Source organism: Vibrio sp. Y51_MX_L26, from assembly GCF_024181935.1.
GTDB classification, from domain to species: Bacteria; Pseudomonadota; Gammaproteobacteria; order Enterobacterales; family Vibrionaceae; genus Vibrio; species Vibrio diabolicus.
Window position 1 is genome coordinate 957273 of record NZ_JAMZAS010000001.1, and the last position, 22855, is coordinate 980127.

At 43.7% G+C, this 22855-nt stretch carries 18 protein-coding genes and 1 tRNA gene; 10 read left to right on the forward strand and 9 right to left on the reverse strand.

The window, feature by feature from the left end; translation table 11 throughout:
• Positions 1-18 precede the first annotated feature (18 nt).
• Positions 19-1953: a DEAD/DEAH box helicase gene (locus tag NL645_RS04050; protein WP_253651252.1), complete on the reverse strand. Its 1935-nt coding sequence runs from the start codon at positions 1951-1953 to the stop codon at positions 19-21.
• Between the two features lie 396 nt (positions 1954-2349).
• Between NL645_RS04050 and rnb the strand changes: the two genes are divergently transcribed.
• Positions 2350-4353: an exoribonuclease II gene (gene rnb, locus NL645_RS04055; protein WP_017635749.1), complete on the forward strand. Its 2004-nt coding sequence runs from the start codon at positions 2350-2352 to the stop codon at positions 4351-4353.
• A gap of 71 nt (positions 4354-4424) precedes the next feature.
• A complete protein-coding gene (locus tag NL645_RS04060) occupies positions 4425-5234 on the forward strand; it encodes a helix-turn-helix transcriptional regulator (RefSeq protein ID WP_017635750.1) in 810 nt (269 codons plus the stop codon).
• A 33-nt stretch (positions 5235-5267) separates the two neighbouring features.
• Here NL645_RS04060 and NL645_RS04065 read toward each other — a convergent pair whose 3' ends face one another.
• Complete coding sequence (locus NL645_RS04065) at positions 5268-5621, reverse strand: DUF3024 domain-containing protein (protein ID WP_017821084.1); 354 nt, start codon at positions 5619-5621, stop codon at positions 5268-5270.
• Positions 5622-5887: 266 nt separating this feature from the next.
• Between NL645_RS04065 and NL645_RS04070 the strand changes: the two genes are divergently transcribed.
• Positions 5888-6712 carry a phosphate ABC transporter substrate-binding protein gene (locus tag NL645_RS04070; RefSeq protein WP_017635752.1) on the forward strand — a complete coding sequence of 275 codons (825 nt, stop codon included), beginning with the start codon at positions 5888-5890 and terminating at the stop codon, positions 6710-6712.
• Positions 6713-6775: 63 nt separating this feature from the next.
• Here NL645_RS04070 and NL645_RS04075 read toward each other — a convergent pair whose 3' ends face one another.
• Positions 6776-7456, reverse strand: coding sequence for a MaoC family dehydratase (locus NL645_RS04075; protein WP_005375670.1), 681 nt, complete (start codon positions 7454-7456; stop codon positions 6776-6778).
• 329 nt (positions 7457-7785) lie between these two features.
• Here NL645_RS04075 and NL645_RS04080 point away from each other — a divergent pair.
• Positions 7786-7876, forward strand: a tRNA-Ser gene (locus NL645_RS04080).
• A gap of 161 nt (positions 7877-8037) precedes the next feature.
• Here the strand turns inward: NL645_RS04080 and NL645_RS04085 are convergent.
• Positions 8038-9588 carry a PAS domain-containing methyl-accepting chemotaxis protein gene (locus NL645_RS04085; RefSeq protein WP_253651253.1) on the reverse strand — a complete coding sequence of 517 codons (1551 nt, stop codon included), beginning with the start codon at positions 9586-9588 and terminating at the stop codon, positions 8038-8040.
• A 285-nt stretch (positions 9589-9873) separates the two neighbouring features.
• On the opposite strand from NL645_RS04085, the gene modF reads away from it, so the two are divergent.
• Complete coding sequence (modF, locus tag NL645_RS04090; RefSeq protein WP_253651254.1) at positions 9874-11328, forward strand: molybdate ABC transporter ATP-binding protein ModF; 1455 nt, start codon at positions 9874-9876, stop codon at positions 11326-11328.
• Here the strand turns inward: modF and NL645_RS04095 are convergent.
• Positions 11316-12788, reverse strand: coding sequence for an EAL domain-containing protein (locus tag NL645_RS04095; protein ID WP_130545534.1), 1473 nt, complete (start codon positions 12786-12788; stop codon positions 11316-11318). The two genes, modF and NL645_RS04095, sit on opposite strands and share 13 nt — an antisense overlap.
• A gap of 348 nt (positions 12789-13136) precedes the next feature.
• Here NL645_RS04095 and NL645_RS04100 point away from each other — a divergent pair, with 348 nt between their 5' ends.
• The 3 genes from NL645_RS04100 (at position 13137) to NL645_RS04110 (ending at position 18051) form a co-directional block, all read left to right on the forward strand.
• A complete protein-coding gene (locus tag NL645_RS04100; RefSeq protein WP_005386192.1) occupies positions 13137-13871 on the forward strand; it encodes an IclR family transcriptional regulator in 735 nt (244 codons plus the stop codon).
• Between the two features lie 6 nt (positions 13872-13877).
• Entirely contained in the window at positions 13878-14717 is an 840-nt protein-coding gene (locus tag NL645_RS04105; RefSeq protein ID WP_253651255.1) for an arginase, read from the forward strand.
• A gap of 307 nt (positions 14718-15024) precedes the next feature.
• Complete coding sequence (locus NL645_RS04110; RefSeq protein WP_253651256.1) at positions 15025-18051, forward strand: DUF6701 domain-containing protein; 3027 nt, start codon at positions 15025-15027, stop codon at positions 18049-18051.
• A 65-nt stretch (positions 18052-18116) separates the two neighbouring features.
• On the opposite strand, the gene NL645_RS04115 is transcribed toward NL645_RS04110, so the two are convergent.
• The 4 genes from NL645_RS04115 to pcp form a co-directional block, all read right to left on the reverse strand.
• Positions 18117-19409, reverse strand: a complete 1293-nt coding sequence (locus NL645_RS04115) for a DEAD/DEAH box helicase (protein ID WP_005386186.1) — start codon at positions 19407-19409, stop codon at positions 18117-18119.
• 170 nt (positions 19410-19579) lie between these two features.
• The gene (locus tag NL645_RS04120; protein WP_017635758.1) at positions 19580-20566 is read right to left on the reverse strand and encodes a GTP-binding protein; all 987 of its coding nucleotides are present in this window, start codon (positions 20564-20566) and stop codon (positions 19580-19582) included.
• A 63-nt stretch (positions 20567-20629) separates the two neighbouring features.
• A complete protein-coding gene (locus NL645_RS04125; RefSeq protein ID WP_005391057.1) occupies positions 20630-20893 on the reverse strand; it encodes a hypothetical protein in 264 nt (87 codons plus the stop codon).
• A gap of 197 nt (positions 20894-21090) precedes the next feature.
• The gene (pcp, locus tag NL645_RS04130; protein WP_253651257.1) at positions 21091-21729 is read right to left on the reverse strand and encodes a pyroglutamyl-peptidase I; all 639 of its coding nucleotides are present in this window, start codon (positions 21727-21729) and stop codon (positions 21091-21093) included.
• A 287-nt stretch (positions 21730-22016) separates the two neighbouring features.
• Here pcp and NL645_RS04135 point away from each other — a divergent pair, with 287 nt between their 5' ends.
• Together NL645_RS04135 and NL645_RS04140 are read left to right on the forward strand one after the other, a co-directional pair.
• Positions 22017-22265, forward strand: coding sequence for a hypothetical protein (locus NL645_RS04135; RefSeq protein WP_005391061.1), 249 nt, complete (start codon positions 22017-22019; stop codon positions 22263-22265).
• A 307-nt stretch (positions 22266-22572) separates the two neighbouring features.
• Entirely contained in the window at positions 22573-22785 is a 213-nt protein-coding gene (locus tag NL645_RS04140) for a cold-shock protein (protein ID WP_005375644.1), read from the forward strand.
• The last annotated feature ends 70 nt before the right edge of the window (positions 22786-22855 follow it).

Here is a 22855-nt window from a genome sequence, read left to right on the forward strand (position 1 = left end):
CAAATCACTGATTCGTGATTATGCTTCTTGAGTGCGACGACCACGGCCGTGACCACGCTCACCACGGTGGTTACCACGGTGATCACCACCACGGTTACGATCGAAGCGACGTTCGCCACCTTCACGGTTACCATCGCGGTTGCCGTCACGGTTACCACGGAAGCCACCTTCGCGACGACCGCCTTCACGACGATCACCACCACGGTTGCCGCCTTCGCGGTTGCCACGGTAACCGCCGCCATCACGACGACCACCATCGCGACGACCACCGTCACGGCGACCACCACGAGACTCTCGGAAGTCATCGAAGTCACATACTACAGCACCAACATCTTGTTGACGGATGCGTAGTTTGCTTAGCTTGCCCGCAGCTTCAGAAGTCATTGCTTTTGGTAGCTGAACGAATGTGTGGCCTTGTGCTAGCTTGATCGCACCGATAGAGCCTTTACCTAGACCTAGTTCGTTCGCTAGAGCACCAACGATGTCTTTAACTTGAACACCTTGCTCGCGACCAACTTGAAGCTGGTAAGTATCCCAATCTTGGTTGTTGAAGTTACGACCGCCGTCACGACCACCTTCACGGCGCTCTTTACGACGTTGCTTATCACGCTCAATCGCTTCAACCATTGGGTCTTCGCCAATGTAGAACAGAGGACGTTTACCTTGCTGGCGCTTAAGAAGCATAGCAGCAAGCGTTGCTGGGTCGATTTCTAGAGAAGTTTGTAGTTTCTCTACTAGCTCAGCAAATTTGTCTAGAGCTTTGTGCTCTTTCTCTGCTTCAAGTTCAGCGCCTAGCTTAGCTAGACGAGCTTCAGCAACTTGGTCACGTAGAGGAAGTTGAATCTCTTCCATAGATGACTTAGTTACACGCTCGATAGTGCGAAGCATACGAATTTGGTTAGTGCGAACTAGAAGGATCGCTTTACCTTTACGTCCAGCACGGCCAGTACGACCGATACGGTGGATGTAAGACTCAACATCGAATGGGATGTCGTAGTTGAATACGTGCGTAATACGTGGAACGTCAAGACCACGTGCAACAACATCAGTTGCAACTAGGATGTCGATAACACCTTGTTTGATGTGATCAACAGTACGCTCACGTAGAGACTGAGGAATGTCGCCGTGCAGAGCGGCCGCTTTAAAGCCACGTGCAGATAGCCAATCAGCTAGACGCTCAGTATCTTGACGAGTACGTACGAATACGATTGACGCGTCAGTTTCTTCAGTTTCAAGAAGACGAGACATTGCTTCATCTTTCTCTACACCTTTCACTACCCAGAACTGTTGTTGAACTTTGTCTACAGTGTGGTTTTTACCAGCAACGTCAACCGTTACAGGGTCACGAAGGAAACGTTCAACGATCTTCTTCAGCATTGGAGGCATAGTTGCAGAAAACAGAACGCGTTGTGCTGACTCTGGAGCGTGCTCCATGATCGCAGTTACGTCATCTACGAAACCCATGTTTAGCATTTCGTCTGCTTCATCAAGAACGAAAGTACTAACTTCGTCTAGGTGTAGACGTTCGCGATTGATAAGATCTTGAACACGGCCTGGAGTACCGACAACTACATGAGCGCCACTTTTAAGAGCACGCATTTGGTCGACAATAGATGCGCCACCGTAAATCTCTAGAACTTTCAAACCTTTGATGTTTTTACCAAGGTTTTTCATTTCCGCTGCAACCTGAATTGCCAGCTCACGAGTCGGAGCAAGTACAATCGCTTGCGGTTTGCGTTGGTTTAGATCGAGTTTGTTGAGAAGAGGCAGAGAGAACGCTGCTGTTTTACCTGTACCTGTTTGAGCTTTACCCAGCGCGTCAGCACCTTCCAATAGGTGTGGGATTGCCGCAGCCTGAATTGGAGTTGGTGACACGAAACCCATTCCGTCTAGAGCAGAAAGGATAGAATCATTCAGAGATAAATCACTGAATTGAATAACAGAATCTTGCATTGGGATCCTACTTAATTAAACAAAAAAACAGTCCCATATGCTCTTCCAATTCGATACTGATCCATTCAGACGGGAACACAGCACAGTACACAACCGCGATAAGCCATTAGGGACGACTAAGGGAGGCGGATTATTCCTTAAAAGCATAAAAAAATCCAGAAAAAATTGAATTACATCACAATTTATTCTCAACAATGGTATTTTTAGCATATTTTTCCACCAACCCTACCATTCCCCGTAGATTCGCGTAACTCACAGATGAGAATTTCATCAATATTTAAGCCAATTTCTCGTGGTTAAATTGGCAAAATTCACGGCGAAATTACGCTCCACAGGTAGTAATAATAGCTCGCAATGATTATAGTGTGCCCAACTCCATAGGTAATTTAAGAAAAGATGTTTCAAGATAACCCACTACTCGCTCAGCTTAAGCAGCAAATCCAAGAAAACCTGCCTAAAAAAGAAGGCTCAATAAAAGCCACAGATAAAGGCTTTGGCTTTTTGGAAGTGGACAGTAAGACGAGCTTCTTCATCCCGCCTGCGTACATGAAAAAGTGCATGCACGGTGACAAAGTCATCGCCATTATCCGCACCGAAAATGAACGCGAAGTTGCAGAGCCACAAGAGCTGCTAGAACAAGCCGTGACTCGCTTTATTGGTCGAGTAAAAATGTTCAAAGGCAAGCTCAACGTAGCACCTGATCACCCACAGCTTAAAAAGCTATCTCTTAAAGCGAAACTAAAGAAAGGTCTAAAACCTGACGAGTTCGCCGAAGGTGATTGGGTTGTCGCACATCTTATTCGCCACCCTCTAAAAGGCGATAACTCTTTCTTCGTAGAAATTTCTGAAAAAATCACTGACGCGAATGATAAAATTGCGCCTTGGTGGGTAACGCTTGCTCAAAACGATCTACCAAACTCTGAGCCAGCAGGCATCGATAACTGGGAACTGAAAGACGACGCGGAGCTAGAACGCGTAGACATGACTCATGTTCCATTCGTCACTATCGACGGTGAATCGACTAAAGATATGGACGATGCGCTGTACGCGAAGAAAACCGTATCTGGCGATTTCGAACTCACCATCGCTATTGCGGACCCAACCGCTTACATCACACCTGAAGATGAAATGGATAAAGTAGCGCGTGAGCGTGGCTATACTATCTATCTTCCAGGACGCAACATCCCGATGCTACCTCGCGATTTAGCGGACAACCTATGTTCTCTGATTGAAGGTGAAACCCGCCCTGCTATTTGCTGTACCGTAACGGTAAGTAAAGATGGTGTGATTGGCGACGATATTAAATTCTTCGCGGCAAACATCAAATCACATGCACGCCTAGCATACGATCACGTGTCTGATTGGTTAGAAAACGGCAGCTCTGAAGCATGGACGCCATCTGAAGAGATCGCGACCATCGTTCGTGATCTTTATGAGTTCTCTCTTGCTCGCGCTGAATGGCGTGAGAAAAACGCAGTGGTCTTCCCTGATCGTCCTGACTACCGTTTTGAGCTCAGTGAAGATAACGATGTAATCGCTATCCACGCAGACATGCGCCGCAGTGCAAACCGTCTTGTTGAAGAATCCATGATTACCGCAAACATCTGTGCAGGTCGTACATTACGCGATAAATTTGAAACAGGTGTCTTCAATACGCATGCAGGTATCAAGAACGAGAAGATTGAAGAAGTGGTTCAACTTGTCAATCCAGAAGGCCAGTTGGAGTTCACAGCGGAGTCTATTGCTACGCTAGAAGGCTTTGCTGCGTTGCGCCGCTGGTTGGCAGCTCAAGAAACGTCTTATCTAGATAACCGCATTCGTAAGTTCCAAGCATACAGTGAGGTGGGTAATCAGCCTCTGCCTCATTACGCAATGGGTTTAGACATCTATGCAACTTGGACATCACCAATTCGTAAATACGGTGATATGATCAACCACCGTATGTTGAAGGCCGTCATCCTTGGTAAAGAACCCGTACAAAAACCAGATGACCAAGTAGGCGAAGAGCTAGCTCTACATCGTAAACATCATAAAATCGCTGAGCGAAATGTCTCAGATTGGCTATATGCACGCACGCTTGCTGATGAGCCGAGTAAGAAAACTTGTTTCACAGGTGAGATTTTCGATATTAATCGTGCAGGCGCACGTGTCCGACTTCTCGAAAATGGCGCAGCAGCCTTTATTCCTGGTGCACTAATTCTTGATAATAAAGAAAGAATTGAGTGCAATGGCGACAACGGTACCATCTCTATCGATAAAGAGGTCGTATACAAACTTGGGGATACATTGGAAATTGTCCTTACGGACGTAAACCAAGAAAACCGCAGTTTAGTTGCAAAGCCAACCCAGGTATTCGCTGAACAACCAGCAGCACAAACAGAACAGACTGTAAGTGAGTAATACCGAATGAAGTTAAAAGGCGCTCTATTGAGCGCCTTTTTTATTTGTTATGTAAAACGATAAGAAAGAGTATGCCGAACATTGAGATCATTCGCTTTAATCACTTCACTGCGCGCAAAAGTGAGCGTTACACTGCAACACATAATGGGTTATATATTGTTGAAGAAGGTGCCCTATTAGTTCATCAACCTAATGGCGAGCAATTTGAACTTAAAGCCGGAGATTTCACACTCTATAACTCCGCAGATCTGAGCAGTGCAGAAGCCGTCTCTAGTGACGGAGGCTTTAAAGCACTGGCTTTAGTCTTCAATCCAAATATATTCTGTGACTTTAAGAAAGCGCACCCGATGCTACGTTCCAAAACGGAAGAAAGGCGCTTCTATCCTTTTTCAACGCAATCCAGTAGCGAAGTAGCACAATTGAAGGACATGTTGGTTAAGTTAGCGAGTCGCAATGCTCCAGACTACACACAAAGCCATATCGCAATGGCATTGCTGTCGTTGATGGTTGAGGTAGAGCCAAACATCCTATCTATCATAGATGATGCAAGTAGCCTGAGCGACTCTCAAAAAGCCATTAAGTACATTGAGGGTAATATTGAAAAAGACATCACGCTAGAAGGCTTAGCGGCTCATATGAGCATGTCCATCGCAACCTTAAAACGTCGCCTCGCCGCAGATGATCTTTCGTTTTCTCAGATATTAAAGGTGAAACGGATAAACTTCGCAGCAACCCAACTGCGCAAGTCAGAAAAATCAATAACAGAAATAGCGTTTGAGTCTGGCTTTAAAAGTGCAGCGCATTTCAGTACAGCATTTAAATCCGTTTACAACATGACCCCCAAAGACTTTAGAAACCAAGTTGTTAGGCCTAAAGTATAAATCATGTCGGCATTCGCATCCGTTGGGCTCGCCCTATTCCCAAAAACACGCTTGAGGATCGCGCTCCAACTCGTTGAGTAAGTCCTCAAGCATTCGGCTAAATGGAAGTGGCTTATAAGGCACCCACCTTAACAGCTCGTTGTGATATGTGGGAACATAGAAATACCAAAGTTGGTTTTCCTCATCAAACATGATCTTCGCGACGGGAGAAGTATACTCGCTATGCTGGGAGTCGAGGAGAAAATGCGCCCGATGAAGCTCAACGCCATTTTCTACTAGCTCATAGAGGCACTTGCCCTGTTCGACAGGCAAGTTAGCATTACGCGCAGAGCAGAGCGATTGAACTGATTTGTATAAACGACTTGTCGCCATTTGGGACACTGACATCAACGTTCTCCCGATGGATGATAGTTAGAGCTGTCGATCCTAGTATATAACCTTTACATCATCACCGATGGTAGTTATCTACCTAACTCAAGTATAAGATAGCTATATTATCATTTGCCCAGATTATCATCTCAGTCCACTTGGAAACGCTAGCTCCATCACCTCTTGACTAGAAACAATTCCCCTGTTTAGCGCTAACAGTTCACAAAAGTGTAACCTGAACGCAATATCATAAACTCTGCTTTATCCCGTATATGGAGTTTAATATGTTACGTTTTACTGTGGCGACGTTATTGGCCATAGCAGTCTCCCTCCCTACCATTGCAAAAGAAATCAACATCTCGGGTTCAACGTCGGTTGCTCGTGTGATGGATGTACTTGCTGAGGAATACAACAAAACACACCCAGACGATTACGTTGCTGTTCAGGGCATTGGTTCGAGTGCTGGTATCACTATGGTCAATAAAGGAGTAGCCGAAATAGGCATGAGCTCTCGCTATCTGACTGAAAGCGAAAAAGGTGAAGATCTCAATGTATACCCTATCGCTTATGATGGCCTCGCTGTTGTTGTAAACCGTACCAACTCTGTAGAAAACCTTTCTCAGCAACAGCTGTTTGATATTTACAAAGGTAAGATTAAGAATTGGAAAGAGGTCGGGGGCGCAGATCAGCCTATCGCGGTGGTTACTAGAGAAGCGTCTTCAGGTTCACGTTACAGCTTCGAAAGCTTGCTGGGACTGACCAAAATCGTTAATGATCGCCTTGTCTCGGATATCAGCCCAAACAACTTGGTTGTAAACAGCAACAGCATGGTAAAAACCATTGTTAACCATAACACTCGCGCCATTGGTTTTATCTCTGTAGGGTCAGTAGATCGCTCGATCAAGGCGATTCAGTTAGATGGTATTGACCCAACCTCGACAAACATTAGCAATCATAAGTACAAGTTGGCGCGACCATTCCTAGTGCTATACAAAGTAGATAAGATTAGCGATGCAGGTAAAGGTTTTATCGCTTTCCTTCGTTCAGAGCAGGGACAAAAAGCGATTGCAGATTACGGTTATACGCCAGTAAAAAACTTTAATCAGTAAAAATGAAAAAGAGAGCACCCTGATGCTCTCTTTTACTATGTCGTGTTCTATCCGGTTTCGGAATTAGAAATGCAGTTGAATTACAGAGACCACAACCGCACCAGGTCGACGAATACCTTCAATTTCCACTTTAATTTCGCGCTCAATCTCCAAACCTTTTTTGATTGGCGTTACTTTTGTTAACGTGCTGACTGCACGAACATTATTGCCTGCTTTGACAGGGTAAGGGAAACGGACTTGGTTTAAACCCAAGTTAACTACCATTTTAGCTGTTGGGAACATTGGCTTGTCTGGATCGACTGAATCCGTCAGTTTAGGCAGCAATGCTAATGTTAAAAAGCCATGAGCGATAGTTGTCTTAAATGGAGATTCAGTTGAAGCACGCTCTGGATCAGTATGAATCCATTGCATGTCTTCCGTTACCGCACCAAATTGGTTAATACGTTCTTGAGACACATGAACCCAATCACCAGTGTGAATAACTTCGCCAATTTTTTCACTTAACTCGTCATAAAGCTTTTGAGCCTCAGGTGCCATTACGATCGGTGCAGGTTGAGGTGCAACTTCTTCGTTGACGGCTGGCTGCTGGTGATCACGAACTTTTGAGAAAAGAAAGCTATTTTGAGCTTTCCCCAAAAAGTCACTCCAATAATCGCGTAACGTTGGAGACATCCAATTCATAAACTCGGATTGATGAGCAGAAATCGCATCAACTTTGTCTTTAAATAGATTTGTGACCTTCATAAACACCCTTAAGAATTCTAAGCACAACTGGCTATACCAGTTAATTTTGAATTAGTTCACAAAGTCTTGCAAATACTTTCGGGCGAACACATGTACCCTAAAAGCATGTTATGTCTTATATATCAGCAAGATAACAATAAAACACCATTTTATTGACGTGCGCCAATATAAAGTAAAAACTCTATAAATTGGTACTTTTTGTCCCTTTTTCACTCCGCTTTCAAACTGTCCAACATCACATCAGTGATCATAAAACAAGCAAACAGTACTTCTATTATAATTCAGCACTTTACAAGTCGGACTATGCTCCTTATTATACCGCCCACAACGGAGAGATGGCTGAGTGGTTGAAAGCACCGGTCTTGAAAACCGGCATACGTTAATAGCGTATCTAGGGTTCAAATCCCTATCTCTCCGCCACTTATTTAGAGAGCTCGCATTTATTGCGAGCTTTCTTCGTTTTAGCTCTTACAAAAACGAGATTTGTAACTCCTCGCTCGTAAACGAATCCGGCACTTCACTATATTCCAGTTAAAAGCCCGCTAATGTTTAGCGGGCTTTTAACTTCGATTTTCTAAAGTTTAAGCAAACTTCTTAATCATTTCAGACAGGTCATTGGTGCAATTTTGCACTTTGGTGTTCATATGATTCGTTTCAGTCATCAGTTCATACGATTCACTGTACTTTAAATTAAGCGACTGGATGTTTTCATTTATTTCATCCGTTACATAAACCTGCTCTTCTATCGCGACCGCAATTTGTTGGTTTCGTTCGACGACGTCCTGAACAAGGGATTCCAATTGTTGAATGCTATCCAAAGCAGTACCTAACAATGCTACCGTTCCGGTCGACATTTCGTTACCTTTCTCTAACGCAGAAACCGCTGATTTGCTCCCATTTTGAATCCCTTCAATGGCCGATTTAATCTCTGTTGTCGATTCCTGAGTTCTTTTAGCTAAGGTTCTCACTTCATCTGCTACAACGGCAAACCCTCTGCCTTGTTCGCCTGCCCTCGCGGCTTCAATTGCAGCGTTCAACGCTAATAAATTAGTTTGTTCGGCAATACCATTGATTACTTCAACAACGGTTCCAATTTGCTCGGTTTGTTGGTTCAAACGTATGACCACTTTAGATATTTCGCCGAGCTCACCCACCAGCTCTAGTACCGATTGGTTAACATTATCGATAACGCTACGGCTGTCTATCATCGTATTTTGCGCTTCTAACGTAGCCTCGGCGGTCGCTTGAGCATTATTTGATATCTCAGATGAAGAGGCTTGCATCTCGTTGACCGCTGTTGCGACCGAGTCAATCTCCACTTTCTGTGCGCTTAAGTTCTCCGTCACTTGCTGGCTATTTGTCGCAGCACTGTTAGCACTTGCGCGCGTTTTTTCGCAAGAGTCTTTTACAGACACGCCAACGCGCCCCAATAGCGCATTGGCAAATTGCTTACGCATCTTCATACCCAGCTCAATCTCAGCCAGATCGTTGATTCTTCCGCAATAAATATATTCCATGAGTGGATTGTTGAAGTCTTGCCTAGCCTGTTTAGCGAGCTTCTCAACTGGTCTGGTTAATACATAAATAGAGAAAACGGAAAGTAACGCAACAACGCCAAACGCTATCACTGGTGATTGATTCATTTGTAGAATGAGTAAGCCAAGAAGGTTTGAAATTAAAAGGAAGAAGGCCGATCTCATCCACAAACGTGTACGAGGAAGATACATTTTCCACGGCTTACGATTATTTCGAAGCTTCGAATACGCTTTTTCCGCTCGCTGGATGTGTATACGCTCAGGTTTAAATCTCACTGATTGGTATTCCACAACTTCACCATTAGATTTTATAGGAGAAGCAAACGCGTCAACCCAATAATAGCCGCCGTTTTTACGTCGATTTTTGACCATTCCCATCCAGTGTTTGCCAGTTTTCAGGTGAGTCCATAAATCTTTAAAAGCCTGTTTTGGCATATCAGGATGACGCACAACATTGTGGGGTTTACCGATAAGCTCCCCTTCATCAAACCCCGCTACTTCATTAAAGTTTTCACTGGCATATTTGATGTAACTGGAGGTATCGGTAATGGAAACTAGGCTGTAACTCGAAGGGTAATCGTATTCCGTTTCACTCATAAACATGTGTCCTTACATTGATTAATTAACAAACGGCAAATATGAATTTATCAGCATAACATTTACATGCATAATGATAGGTTGATTCAAAAATAAAACAAAATTATTGACAAGTTTACTTGTTACTTAATGACTCTAGTCGCATTTTTATCCTCTAATACAAGGCTTCGTTAATATGCACAAGACTGAGTACTGTTCAAAATTAATACACAAAAGCGCTTCCGTACTGAGTTCGTAAATTGTTATAAGTAATCCACTAAAACGAAAACAAGGAAGACAAACACAATGACTATTCACTTTCGTCAGCTTGCAGCTAAGAGAAATACGACACACTTGTTTATTGACGATTGGAAAATTAACACTCAGCAGTCTTGGGGGATATTCAGCGCGGATGGAGATATTGGCTCTCTGCTTGGAGACCTTATTTGTGATGAAATGTCACCAAATAGTGGGGAAATTGAGCTAAATGGGCTGTCCGTTGCGCAAGTGTCGTTATCAGAGCAACAGCGATTACTGGAAAGAGAATTAGAAAAGGATGATACGGATTTTCTTGATCGTATCGACCAAGGAAGCACTGTTTATTCATTAATCCTAGAGCAGAGCCAAGACACTAACTTAACTGAACAGCTAATTAATGATCTCGACCTAAGTCATCTTAAAGATAGTGGCTTCCGCGTTCTCTCTACCGGAGAAACCAGAAGAGTAATGCTCGCCCGAGCTTTAGCCACACAACCTGACTTAGTATTACTTGATAATCCATTTACTGGCTTAGATATTGAGCACCGAGCTGCTCTCGCTCGCTATTTACACTCGCTTTCTCAAAATGTGCAACTACTCATAACCTTCTCTCGCGAATCTGACATGCCTGAGTGGATCAATAGCATCGCGCTTTTCAGTGCAGGAAAACTTGATAGTACAATGGATAAGTCCAGTTGGGATAATCATCCAATCATTGGACAAATTAAATCTCAGTCAGAACAACAGAGTGAAGAAATGATGAGCTTGATACGTCAGCATCAGCACTCGACGCCATTCAACAACCCAATATTTGAACTAAAGAATGGGGCTGTTGAATACACCGATAAGAAGATTTTTACTGACTTGAACTGGCGCATAGACAAGGGCCAACATTGGCAGGTCAAAGGTCCAAATGGTTGTGGAAAGAGTACCTTACTTGGATTGATCTTTGGCGATCATCCGCAATGCTACAGCAATGACATTGATATTTTTGGTAAAAAGCGTGGTACTGGCGAGACAATCTGGGAAATTAAGCAGCATATCGGCATGGTGTCTTCAGCGCTACACCTCCAATATCGAGTCAATTGCAGCGCATTAGAAGTCATTTTGTCAGGATTTTACGATTCGGTCGGGTTGTATAACCAGCCAACTCGCAAAGAGATGGATATTGCAAACGAGTGGCTCGATATCTTACATATGAGCCAGTACAAAAAAACCTCATTTAAGCAATTAGAGTACGGCCAGCAGCGACTATTACTGATTGCAAGAGCCATCGTGAAACAACCCACATTATTGATTTTGGACGAGCCGTATCAAGGGTTAGATTTTTTGGGTAGACGGTTAGTTAAGAACACACTTGAACTCATCGCTAGAGAGAATTTAAGCCAACTATTGTATGTGTCTCACTACCAAGAAGATCGCTTAGATAGCATCAAAAATGAGTTAGAGTTTGTGTTTGATGAAAATGCTCAGTGTTATAGAGCTAACGTCTACCAATCATAATGACTTCGCTGCGCAAGCTGCTCATAAGGTAATGGTTTGGAGTACAGGTATCCCTGATGATATCTCACTCCCATCTGCTTTAAGTGTTCAGCTTGCGCTATGGTTTCCACGCCTTCAGCGATCAATTGTACTTGTAATTCTTCCGCGAAGTGAACCATCGCTTTTAAGACAGAAGCACTAAGGCTAGGAATACCAATGGTTTCGACAAAGCACTTATCGATTTTTAAGTAATCTATGCGCATGTGCTGTAGAAATGCTAACGAGGTTTGGCCAGTTCCAAAATCATCGATCAGCACATCAATACCATGCACTCGCAGTGCTGCAATGCATTTTCTCGCCTCTGAATCAATGAGCTGACGCTCCGTTATCTCTACCCCTAATGAGACTTTGTTTCGGCTCAACTGTCTGTCGAGCAATTGAATTTTTCTGATCGCGTTTGGTCCGACTAAATAACCAGGCGGCACGTTAATACCAAGGTGGACAGGCTGATCAAAGCCTAATTTACTGAAGTCCTCTGCCGCTTTATCCAGAACGAAATCGGTAAGTAAAAAAACCAATCCACTTTGCTCTGCCGCAGGGACAAACTCATCCGGAGAAATGAACCCCTTACTTTGATGCTCCCATCGCACTAGCGCTTCAAACCCGAATAACTGGCCGGTATCAACGTTAACTTGCGGTTGGTAATACAGGGTCAACTCTCCTCTTTTTATCGCTCTTTTAAGATCCAGTATCAAATTGCGATGAGGATCAATAAACTTATTCAACGCATACAAGCAAAGGTAGATCACGAAAATAATTGGAATTGAGTACAAAAAATAGGAAAGTGTTCTCTGTTTGACGAAAAGATCGCTGGCTTCGCTCAAAGCTTCATACTCAAACATTTGCGACGATTTGATACCGATAGGATTACTTCCCGCTCTTAATGCTCCTTCAGGTGAAACTTGCTCATGGATAAACAGCGCAGAGCGTTTTAGGCGTAAATCGTTGTTAAACCCTATTGTCGCATTAAAGTAGTCATGATCGATAATCGTTACGGCTTGATAACCCCGCTCTCCTTCCGTTACCACTAGCAAGAACTGATCGTACAAGCTATCAACACTACCAAGCGCTAGCGTTTGTCCCTTGGGAAAGGCGATGTGCTCAGCTAACGGTTTAGAGATACTTCCCAATTTCGAAGAACAAGTAATGACTCCCTCTTTCACAATGAGCATTTCTTCAATATCTCGTTCAAACATTAAGCTTTGCTGGAGCTCTTCACATCGTTCAGGGTGTAGCAGCGCCGTGCGGTTTTCTGTCTCTATTTGGAATAAAATTTCATCTGCAATTTGCACATTTTTTTCTAATAAATGATTGAGATTGTTTTGCACGCTTTCACGAGCTAAATACAAAACCTCTCCAATAACCAAGGGAATAGGCAGAAGGAAAATGATGGCTTTTTTAAAAATCGCCTTATTCAGCATATAAAAGTAACCTTTTATAAAACCGATTTACTGAGATGGTACCTCGATTCCGATACCCGCTAGCAACTCACGTTTTTTAACATTATTTGTTTGGATTAACTCAGTATGCGAAACGCTGAGTAATACCGCAAACTAAACAATGTCTTAATCACTCCTGTTCCAATTTAGTATCAAGCGCCTCAAACCTGAGACTTTAATTCGACACCATGTTATGTCTATCGGTACTTGCGAAAGTCTTTACCTGTCTGTTTCTCATCATGTAAGAATTACCCATTAAAATTATTTTTCTTTTCTCAGTGATTAAGAATTATATTTGTCGTAACTCCGACAACACGTTACAACACTCTCATGACGACAAACAAAGCTAATGCTAACCAGGTAAACGAAAAATCACTGCAGTTGTTAATGCAAGTTGCAGTTAGTCCGTTCCCAGTTTCTGCGAAAACGCTAAGCGAGCAATTGAACGTTCCTTTAAGCAGCCTTTACCGACACTTAAAACTGCTTAAAGAGTGGAACTTGATCGAAGAAAGCGTTCACGACAAGACATTTGTCGTTGGTCCAGCGGCATTATTACTCATGCACAGCTATGAGACCGCGCAACATGGGCTCGACATGGTCGAAACCATACTGGCTAGGTTGGTACAACAAACCGGGGAAATGGCCGCTTATATGGTACCAGCTGGTTATCGTGCGCTTTGTGTCAGACAGAAAGAAAGTATGCAGGCGCTGCGTTGCAGCTTCGTCCAGGGTCAAAGTCAACCTCTGCTGCGCGGTGCCTCATCTAAAGTGATGCTCGCTTTTATGCCTCAAAGTCGATGCGAGAAAATCTTGAGATATTTTAATCAAGATCACCGACGCGACGAGTGGGAAAAAGAGCTCACAACCATCCGTAAACACGGATATGCCGTCAGTACTTCTGAGATTGACCCTGGTGTGTCAGGTATTAGCGCACCGGTAATGAAAGGAAGCAAACTGATTGGCGCAGTCTCGGTGATGGCTCCGGCCCACCGAGTCGAAAAGGATAAGCAGCGCATTATTTTACATGTACTGCAAGCGGCAAGGGCACTACCACCAGAAAGGTAATTCATCATGTTAAGCTTTTTCAAACGCTATAAACTCCATCACACAGTGAAACAGCCGCAACATTACCCTTTTTCTTTTATGACAGTGTGCGAGTATTTACCTCCTATGTCGAAGGGTGCGTTTGAATTAGCTGATCAAAGTTTGGAAAATGCTAGTGATTGGCTTTACCAACAACATGATCATGAAACCGCTGAGAACTATGGGCACTTCAACCACGACAAACTGGAGAATGGCGAGTTTCAGGAAGCGTTAAGCCTTTCGCTTTCTCGCCACTCAATTCCTGTTTTAGTAACTAACTGTACCGAGGCAATCTTGTCCATGTTACCTGTGGTCGTATCCTATCGAGACGAAGTGGGTGTCGTAAATATCGGGCATAACATGAACTTGAAACCGACACTTGAGCCACGCTTAGGCTCTGCATTCCATTTTGCTCTTTCTCGCTATCAAAACGTACGATTGTTTTTTGCTGGCGTCAGTGAGCAAGAGACGAAGCAGGAAACGTGGGAATACGCGGAAGATCAAGGTTGTGATTGGGTGACCGAGAAAGAGTTTTCTTTTCGTCATCGCAATAATGTAAAGCAGTTGATCGGCAATTACCTCGACCATTGCGACCAAATAATCCTCAGTATCGACCTTGGCTCCCTAAAAACCAAAAACAGCCTTGATGGTACCTCAGAAATTGATATCCAAATGGTTCTACGCACCATTAGGCAATGTCTGGTTGCAGGTAAAGTCAGAGCCATTCAACTCGTAGGCGATCGCGATCGTCTGGTCTATTCGAGACAAACGAAAGCCATACTAGAAGAGTTATATCAAATGGCCCCACTCATTGTTCACGCAGCCTAGGATTAAGTTCGGTTCAGAATCAGGACGCTCAAGCTACTGATTCTGAATCAACATGGTTAATTATTATCTTTTACCAACAAATAGTTACATGAATAAAGCGACTCATGTCACACTTAGCTATTGAACTAATCTCATACTTACGTTCTAATAACGCCACTAAGCTTTGGTATGACATACGAAATAAAAATAGCCAAAGTTCAATAAGTAAGCGGATTAAAAACCAAAAACACCGCCGACATTTCAACTTCTGTGAGCATTTGCTCACGCTCGCTTGATGCCATCTTGTTCCACTTTTTTAGGACATTTGATGATGCGTCTTTGCAGTATTTTCGCTGCGGTTCTTGTTTTACCGCTAGCCTCACACGCCACCACTTATGACGTCAAAGATCTATCTGAGCTAGGTCAACTTTGCTCACACAAGAGTTTTAGTATCGAAAGCGATGGCACGACTTATCGCTGTACAGGGGAAATAGTCCTACCTGCAGGTGACAAAATTACCTCCTCATTACCGGAAAAAGAGATAACGTTAAAAGCAGATTATGGCATTGTGTTAGAGGGTAACAATACGATTGGTGACCCCAATAAGCGTATCTCTCTACACGCACTCGCTACCGGATTAACGGTTAACAATGAGAAAGCTTCAAGCATTGACGATTACCAAAACAAGCACACTGTTATCTATGGTGATCTTCTATCGGCTTATCCAACAAAGCTGCATAACATTCTCATAGACGGGAATATTAAGCTAACAGGTTCGACACTTCACATTGATGGAGCGTACAACACCATAATTGGTGATATTTCGACACACAGCACGACCGATATATTCAATGCAAACATCTGCGGTAAGGTCGAATCAGAAGGCGACACACTACACCTAAAAACAAACCGTCCTTTACAAGATCATTTTGTCGTCGGTGACATTGTGGCGCACAGTTCTCTGCTTATTGATGACATGGAGATCTACGGCACTACTGAGACTAAAGGAGCATCTGCCGCATTGAACGGTTCGTTCTATGGCTCTACAACAGCAATTAAATACTTCCAAACATTGAACTTCAACAACGCTCCAAATCAGCCAAGTCAAGTTTGTGGTGAAATCCAACAAACGCCAGGAAGTGCACAAACGAAAGCACAAGACAACAAATACACGCAATACTGTGGATTAGACGACACTGATTGTCACTACTCCTCTCAGGTCTGTCCGATCACCCCTCAAGATGTTCCGAATTGCAGCATGCAACCTCCATCAGAGAACGACTTCGACCTAAGCGTCACACCATCGGACGATATGGCACTGATGTGCGGCGACGATCTTCCGCAATTTACAGCAACAACAACCAATAATGGAGAAGTTGTAAGCGCAGAAGTCAGTGCTGCCCTATCACACCCTGACTTGTTCACTTTAGAGGTGGTCAAAGGTCAGCAGACATTAAAAGCAAACCAATTTATGTCTGACGACAATGGTAAGCTCGTTGTTCGAGTGGTCCCGAACGATATTGATACCATCGCGTTAGGTACTAACTACACGCTGACTTTCACTATGGCCGAAGACACCAGCAAGCATCAAACGGTTAGCTTTATGTTTACGCCATTTATGTTTGAGGCCTACTCAAAGACGAAAAGCGCCACTTTAAATGAAATACGCGTTATTGCAGGTAAACCAGAAAACGTGCATACGCGATTGCTTGCTTGTGCTTCCACCGGCGAACCTGTAGTCGCAAGCAACTACAATGGTACTCCTAAGATTTTTCATCCATTGGTTCAACCATTAGGAGGAAGTGAAGGAAACTTTAGCTATTCAGCGGAATTTAAAGACGGCTTGTCTGAGCATGGTCTTATCACGAACGAGTCCGGCATATTTGAAGTGACATTATCCGATCATTTTGAATGTGAGGGATTTGAAGAGTGCCCAGAAGAAGGCAAAGTGGAAGTGAAAGGAACATTTAATGTGTACTCGCGACCATGGACACTGGCTATCTGTGACAACCAGCGTGCTTTGCGTTCTGGTACTTCTGAACAAGGAGATGGGTTTATCGCGGCTGGAGAACTTTTCTCTCTAACAGTGAAGCCCATCATTTGGCAACCTGACGGCTCTGTAAGTGGCTCTGTGGAATCAGCACGTTATTGTGATGCCTCTATCACCCGTAATTTTATGCTTGATGATGCTCCAGCAGCATCGGTTGTCTTGTCGAGTGAGCAACATACGCCATCTGAGACAGCGAACCAAACCTCGAAATTGCTAAAAAGTAGTGACTCACTGGCTCAGGCGCATAATTCAGCCAAGAATGATCAATTCGTCTTTAATGGATTATATTGGGAAGAAGTAGGGAGCTTGAGAGTAAAAGCAAACCTAGAAAGTAAATATCTAGGTATGACTGTTAACGAAGGCTATCGTTACATCGGTCGTTTTTACCCAAAATATTTTCAAGTGCAAGACCAAGAATGGCACTACCCACATGGCCAAACTTTTGCTTACATGAATCAACCTTTTGAGAAAGTCACTTACGATGTTGTCGCACTCAATGCGAATAAAGAAAACGTGAAGAACTACGTCCACTTTTCATCTAACCTTCAACAACATTTCGATTTAGGCGAGCTAAGCTCATACTCCGAACGTTTTTTGCCGCCTAAGCCTAAGAAGGTAGACTGGAAACTACTGGGTAGCGCGAGTGTTGGAACGTTTGTTATCGAGAAGCCCTCAACCAACGCGACTTGTAACAATAGCCCATGTTGGAAAAAGAACACAACCGATAAACAATACCCTGATGGCCCATTTAATAAAGGGACTAACAGTGACAGCAGCAAAATAGGTATAGTCACGACTAAAGCCGTTGATGAGGTAAATTTCTTTGATAACAGCGAAATGCTCACTCAACAACCGGACATTCGATTCGGTCGTTTGAACTTTCAAGATGTAGGTGGCAACCAAGGCATGGTGATCAAAGTGCCACTTGATGTGGAAATTTGGCAAAACGGTCGATTTACGACTAACTTCGATGACAGCTCAACAACGGCGAATGGTGAATATTACTTCAGCACGCCAATTTGGTCGCATGCGCCAGCAAACAACGCCCTGCTTTCTGGCGTTGGAACGATGAGTATTGGCAGAATGACCGATATCGTTGCAAGCCAAATTGACTCAGCGCGCGAGCAAATACAATTCCACCTAGATTTAGACAGCTCAGGCAATCGCATCCCTTGGCTGAAATACGACTGGGATAGCTCTACAAGTGAAGAGGAAAACCCACCCGTCATTGTTACGTTTGGTATTCACCGAGGAAACGATCGCATTATTTATCGTGGTGAACCCAATATGCTTGGCCTAAATTAACACGAAACGGCAAACAAAAAGAGCCCCTCCATTGAGGGGCTCTTTTCATCACAAACTGATGTAATTTACTTTGCGCCACGACGCGCTTTCAGGCGCTTCACCATAGCAAGACGACGCTCTGCCGACCCTTGGTCTGTTGCTGACTGGTTCGGATTATTACGACGACCTTGACGATTCTTAAATGCTGGTTTTGAGTGCAGCTTTTCAATGTAAGATTCACGCTGTTTTGGTTCATAGCCTGCAAGCTCAATACGGCGAATGCGTTGCTGGATTAGATTTTCAACCTGAACCACCGTGAGCTCTTCATCTCGGTTTACAAATGAAACAGCATGACCTTGTTTACCTGCACGACCCGTACGACCAATTCGGTGAACGTAATCTTCCGCTAGGAAAGGCATGTCATAGTTCACTACGTGAGGTAAGTCTTCAATATCTAGACCTCGAGCAGCGACATCGGTAGCCACCATGACACGTGCTTTACCGGACTTGAACTCTTCTAGCGCACGACGACGAGCGCTTTGAGCACGGTCACCATGACAAACCACCGCTTTGATACCATCAAGTTTCAGCTCTTTTACCACTTCGTTTGCGGTCTCTTTGTAGTTCACAAATACCAACACTTGTTTCCAGTTTTTGCGACCAATTAGCTCTGAAAGCAGTTCCGTTTTTCGCTCTTGATCAACTGGATATAGCACGTGAGCAACTGTTTGTGCCGTAGTATTTGCACGCTCTACTTCGATACGTTTTGGTTTACGCAGAATGTCTTTCGCTAACAGATTTAGCTGGCTTGAAGTCGTTGCCGAAAACATCATGATTTGCGGATCTGTATCCACATCCAGCATGATCTTACGAACTGCATGAATAAAGCCCATATCCAAGATACGGTCTGCTTCATCAAACACCAAAAACTCTAAGTGTGCCACCGAGACATTACCTTGTTCGATGTGTTCTTCCAATCGACCAGGTGTAGCCACAAGGATATCAACACCATTTTCCAGTGCCGCAACCTGAGAAGACATTTTACGGCCACCGAAAATCGCCGCCACCGACAGATTGGTGTACTTCGTGTAAGCTTTGATGTTGTCAGCAATTTGTTCAGCAAGCTCGCGAGTTGGAGCCAAGATAAGTGCACGAGCAGTCTTACGAGAAGCGCTACGGTTACTGTCTAACAACTGCTGAATCATAGGCAGAGAAAACGCAGCCGTTTTACCAGTACCTGTTTGTGCTGTAGCGAAAATATCATGGCCTTTGCGAGCCATTGGAATCGCCTTCTGTTGAATTGGCGTTAACTTTTCATAACCGCATTCTGCCAGTGCTTTAACCACTTCTGGCGCAAAACCTTGAGATGAAAATGACATTGAGCGTATTCCTTAAACAAACCACTAAAAATAGCTTTAAAAATTTAGCCGTGCACTATACCCGAATTTGAGTGATTTATCTCACTTTTCTCATTGAAACGCTACAAAAGCAAAAACGGCGAACGCAGACAGATTGCTGGTTCACCGTTTCCGTTTAACATTTGTTCGATTTAACGCTTGATGCCAGACAACTGAAGGAGAATTTGCTCAAGTTCATCCCATGGCAACAGCTGAGAATCTATCACTTCTAATCGTGATTCAAACCCTTCTAAGCTGATTTCATTCACCGACACGACTCGGTTGGCAACATTAAACGCGTAACACCCCTGATCCGTGTTGACCACCGCTTTAACACGTTCAGCCGTTAAGTCCGAAAGCATTGAGAAGAGTTTATCAAAATCAAACGTGTACTCTGCCCCAAACAACCACCCGCAACTAAAATACCCTTGCCCTTTGTTCTCTTTACGCACAAAGGCTTCACCAGGCGGCAACTGGAATTGAGGCTCTTGGTGAGCATGGTCATGATGGTGTGACTCGATATGGGAAGAAGCGCTGCCGTAAACTCGTTCGATATCCAAGACTTCTATCGGTAACTCACCGTCATGAATAAGCTTACTGAATACTTTTGAGGGAGATTGGTCCGTCACCCAGTCATTAAACACATCAATGTCGTGACTGGTACAAAGGTCAACCTTACTGCCTATAACCACATCTGCGCTGTCTAACTGGTCCACGAAATTTTGGTTAGAAAGATATTTTTCATCACTTAAGTTACGCGGATCAACCAGAGCGATCGTCGCTTTTAGATCAACGTAAGGTTCATACTGTTCTGAGGTAAGCGTCGCGATAACCTGTTTTGGATGACCAAGGCCTGTCGGCTCAATCAATAAACGGTCCGGTTTTTGGCGCAGTAACGCGGTAATACCGACCGACATTGGCACGCCCGCCGTGCAACACATACAGCCACCCGGCACTTCTTTAATCAGCGCACCTTGGTCTGTCATCAATGCACCGTCGATGCCAATCTCACCAAATTCATTGACCAAAACCGCCCAGTTTTCGTTTTCCGGTTTGTTCTTCAGTAGATTTAAAATCGTGGTCGTTTTACCGACACCCAAAAATCCGGTCAGTATGTTGGTTGGTACTCGATTTGACATGCTTATCTCCGACACGTTAGTGCATTAATGCTCCAGCAAAGTATACGGAGAATGTGACTCGCTTCAACGCTTTTTATCGCGCTCATCAAGCTCATTGCGTGATGCGTGGGTACACATTTTTTGAGAGTGATCAGAGTGACTTATCAACTCTGAACGCTTCATATCAGAAAGATACATACTGGTGTAAATGACGCAGGTAAAAAACGCGATAATAGCGACTACGATGGGAAGAACTCCGAGCGTGTTTTCGAATTTAAGCGCAGCGATAGCCAATGCGAAAACAACGACAGAGATAAGTGCGATAGACTTACTTTTGTTGCTTTTCATGATAACTCGCCTTTCGTAAGGGTAGCCCCTAACACCTCCTGTATTAGGGGAGTGCCAGTTTGAACAACATCCAACCTGACTATTCAATGCTACTCCTTTCGCTACTTGTGAAATTTGACAAAGCTAACATTTATTACAACATCAAACGATGAACTTATTACTAGCTTTCATACACTTAGTGGACTGTAAAACACTTACTAGCAAATCGACCCGCCGCTGACCAATATGTCGTTTTCATTGGCAATACAAACTTGAGCCACCAGCCTTAGCCCTTCGACTATCATCTCCAGAGACATGGAAGGCTGACTGCCATCTGCTGCTTGTTCTGGCAATAATGGGATATGAACAAACCCATGACGAATAGGTTTGTCTTTTAGATAATGTTGGATGCCATAAAAAAGGTGGTTACATACAAATGTTCCGGCATTGTTGGAAATCTGGCTAGGTATCCCCTGCTTTTGCAGCGTTTGAACAATACGCTTTATCGGCAGCGTCGAGAAGTAAGCATCTGGGCCGTCAGCCACTACGGGATCATCAATCGGCTGATGACCAGCGTTATCTGGAATACGAAAATCATCCACATTAATTGCGACACGCTCTGGGGTGATCGCGCCACGTCCAGCCGCTTGCCCAACGGTAATCACACAATCTGGTTGGTGCGCTTCTATTGCATCAATAACGGTATTCACTGACTCATACCGAATCACAGGAACTGGGCAAGTAACGATCATGGCATCTTCTATTGCCGCAGCCTCTAATCGCTTGACCGCTTCTAAGGCGGGGTTAATGGCGTCACCACCAAAAGGTTCAAAACCGGTAATCAGGACTTTCTTCATAACAGCCTTTAGGAAAAGAGTTTCACAAATTATTGCACTCCCCTTCACCCCATCCAATAGCAAAAGTATTGTTGACATAAGCCAGACAACATTATGTGACTCATGTCTAACCAGCGAGGGTTTTCACTTTATTGAATCTAGACAAGTTCCGGACTATCGAGACTAACCATTGATAATTAATGGCAGGACAAGGCTCTCTCATTACATGACTCACGCAGAAACTTGGTTTCCACGCTTAACTTAGGTAGAGTACGCGACCGCAATGCAATTCGAAGAGATTGAATACAATGAATATTGATAACCATGTAATCGAAACGATTGAAGAGTTAGAGGCATTTCTGCATTTAGTAGAAAGCGGCGCTCTGGGTCTTGAAGGTGTCACTGGCGTTGCGCTAGCCACCTCTAATACCGATGGCCGTCCATTTGTTGCCGTATTAGGAGAAAAGCACCAATTGCTCCTTGGCCGCTGGGTTTCGCAGCACGTATATGACAATGGTAAAGACATCGTTCGTAACGGCTCAACCAGAAAACACTAAGCGCTCAGCACCATCTATAACACCATGCCGTCTTATACACCAAGCGTATGCTTTGAAAGCAATGCGCTTGGTGTACTTAAAAAATAAAAAAAGAAAAGGCTAGCCTTTATTAATTTTGTCGGTATACTGCACATCAGCTCTTACGGAAAGAGCTATTAATGTAATTAAAGATCAAAGTTTCTCTCAGTTCCACATCGAATTCCTCGTTTACGTTCCTGCGACAAAATAGTTATCTCTAAAATCATATAGTAGCACTTGATATTAGCTAAAAATTCAATATTTAAAACAATCAAATATAGAGGTATCTATGTCTAATAAATTAACTGGTTCAGTAAAATGGTTCAACGAAACTAAAGGTTTTGGTTTTATTTCTCAAGACAATGGCGGTGATGACGTATTCGTTCACTTCCGTTCTATTGTTTCTGAAGGCTTCAAAACTCTTACTGAAGGCCAAAAAGTATCGTTCGTTGTTGAACAAGGTAACAAAGGTTTACAAGCTGCTGAAGTAACAGCACTGTAATTCTTTGTGTGGCATCAACGTTGTTGGTGCCACAATCCCCTTCCACTTATTGCCGCCCTTACTATTCTCT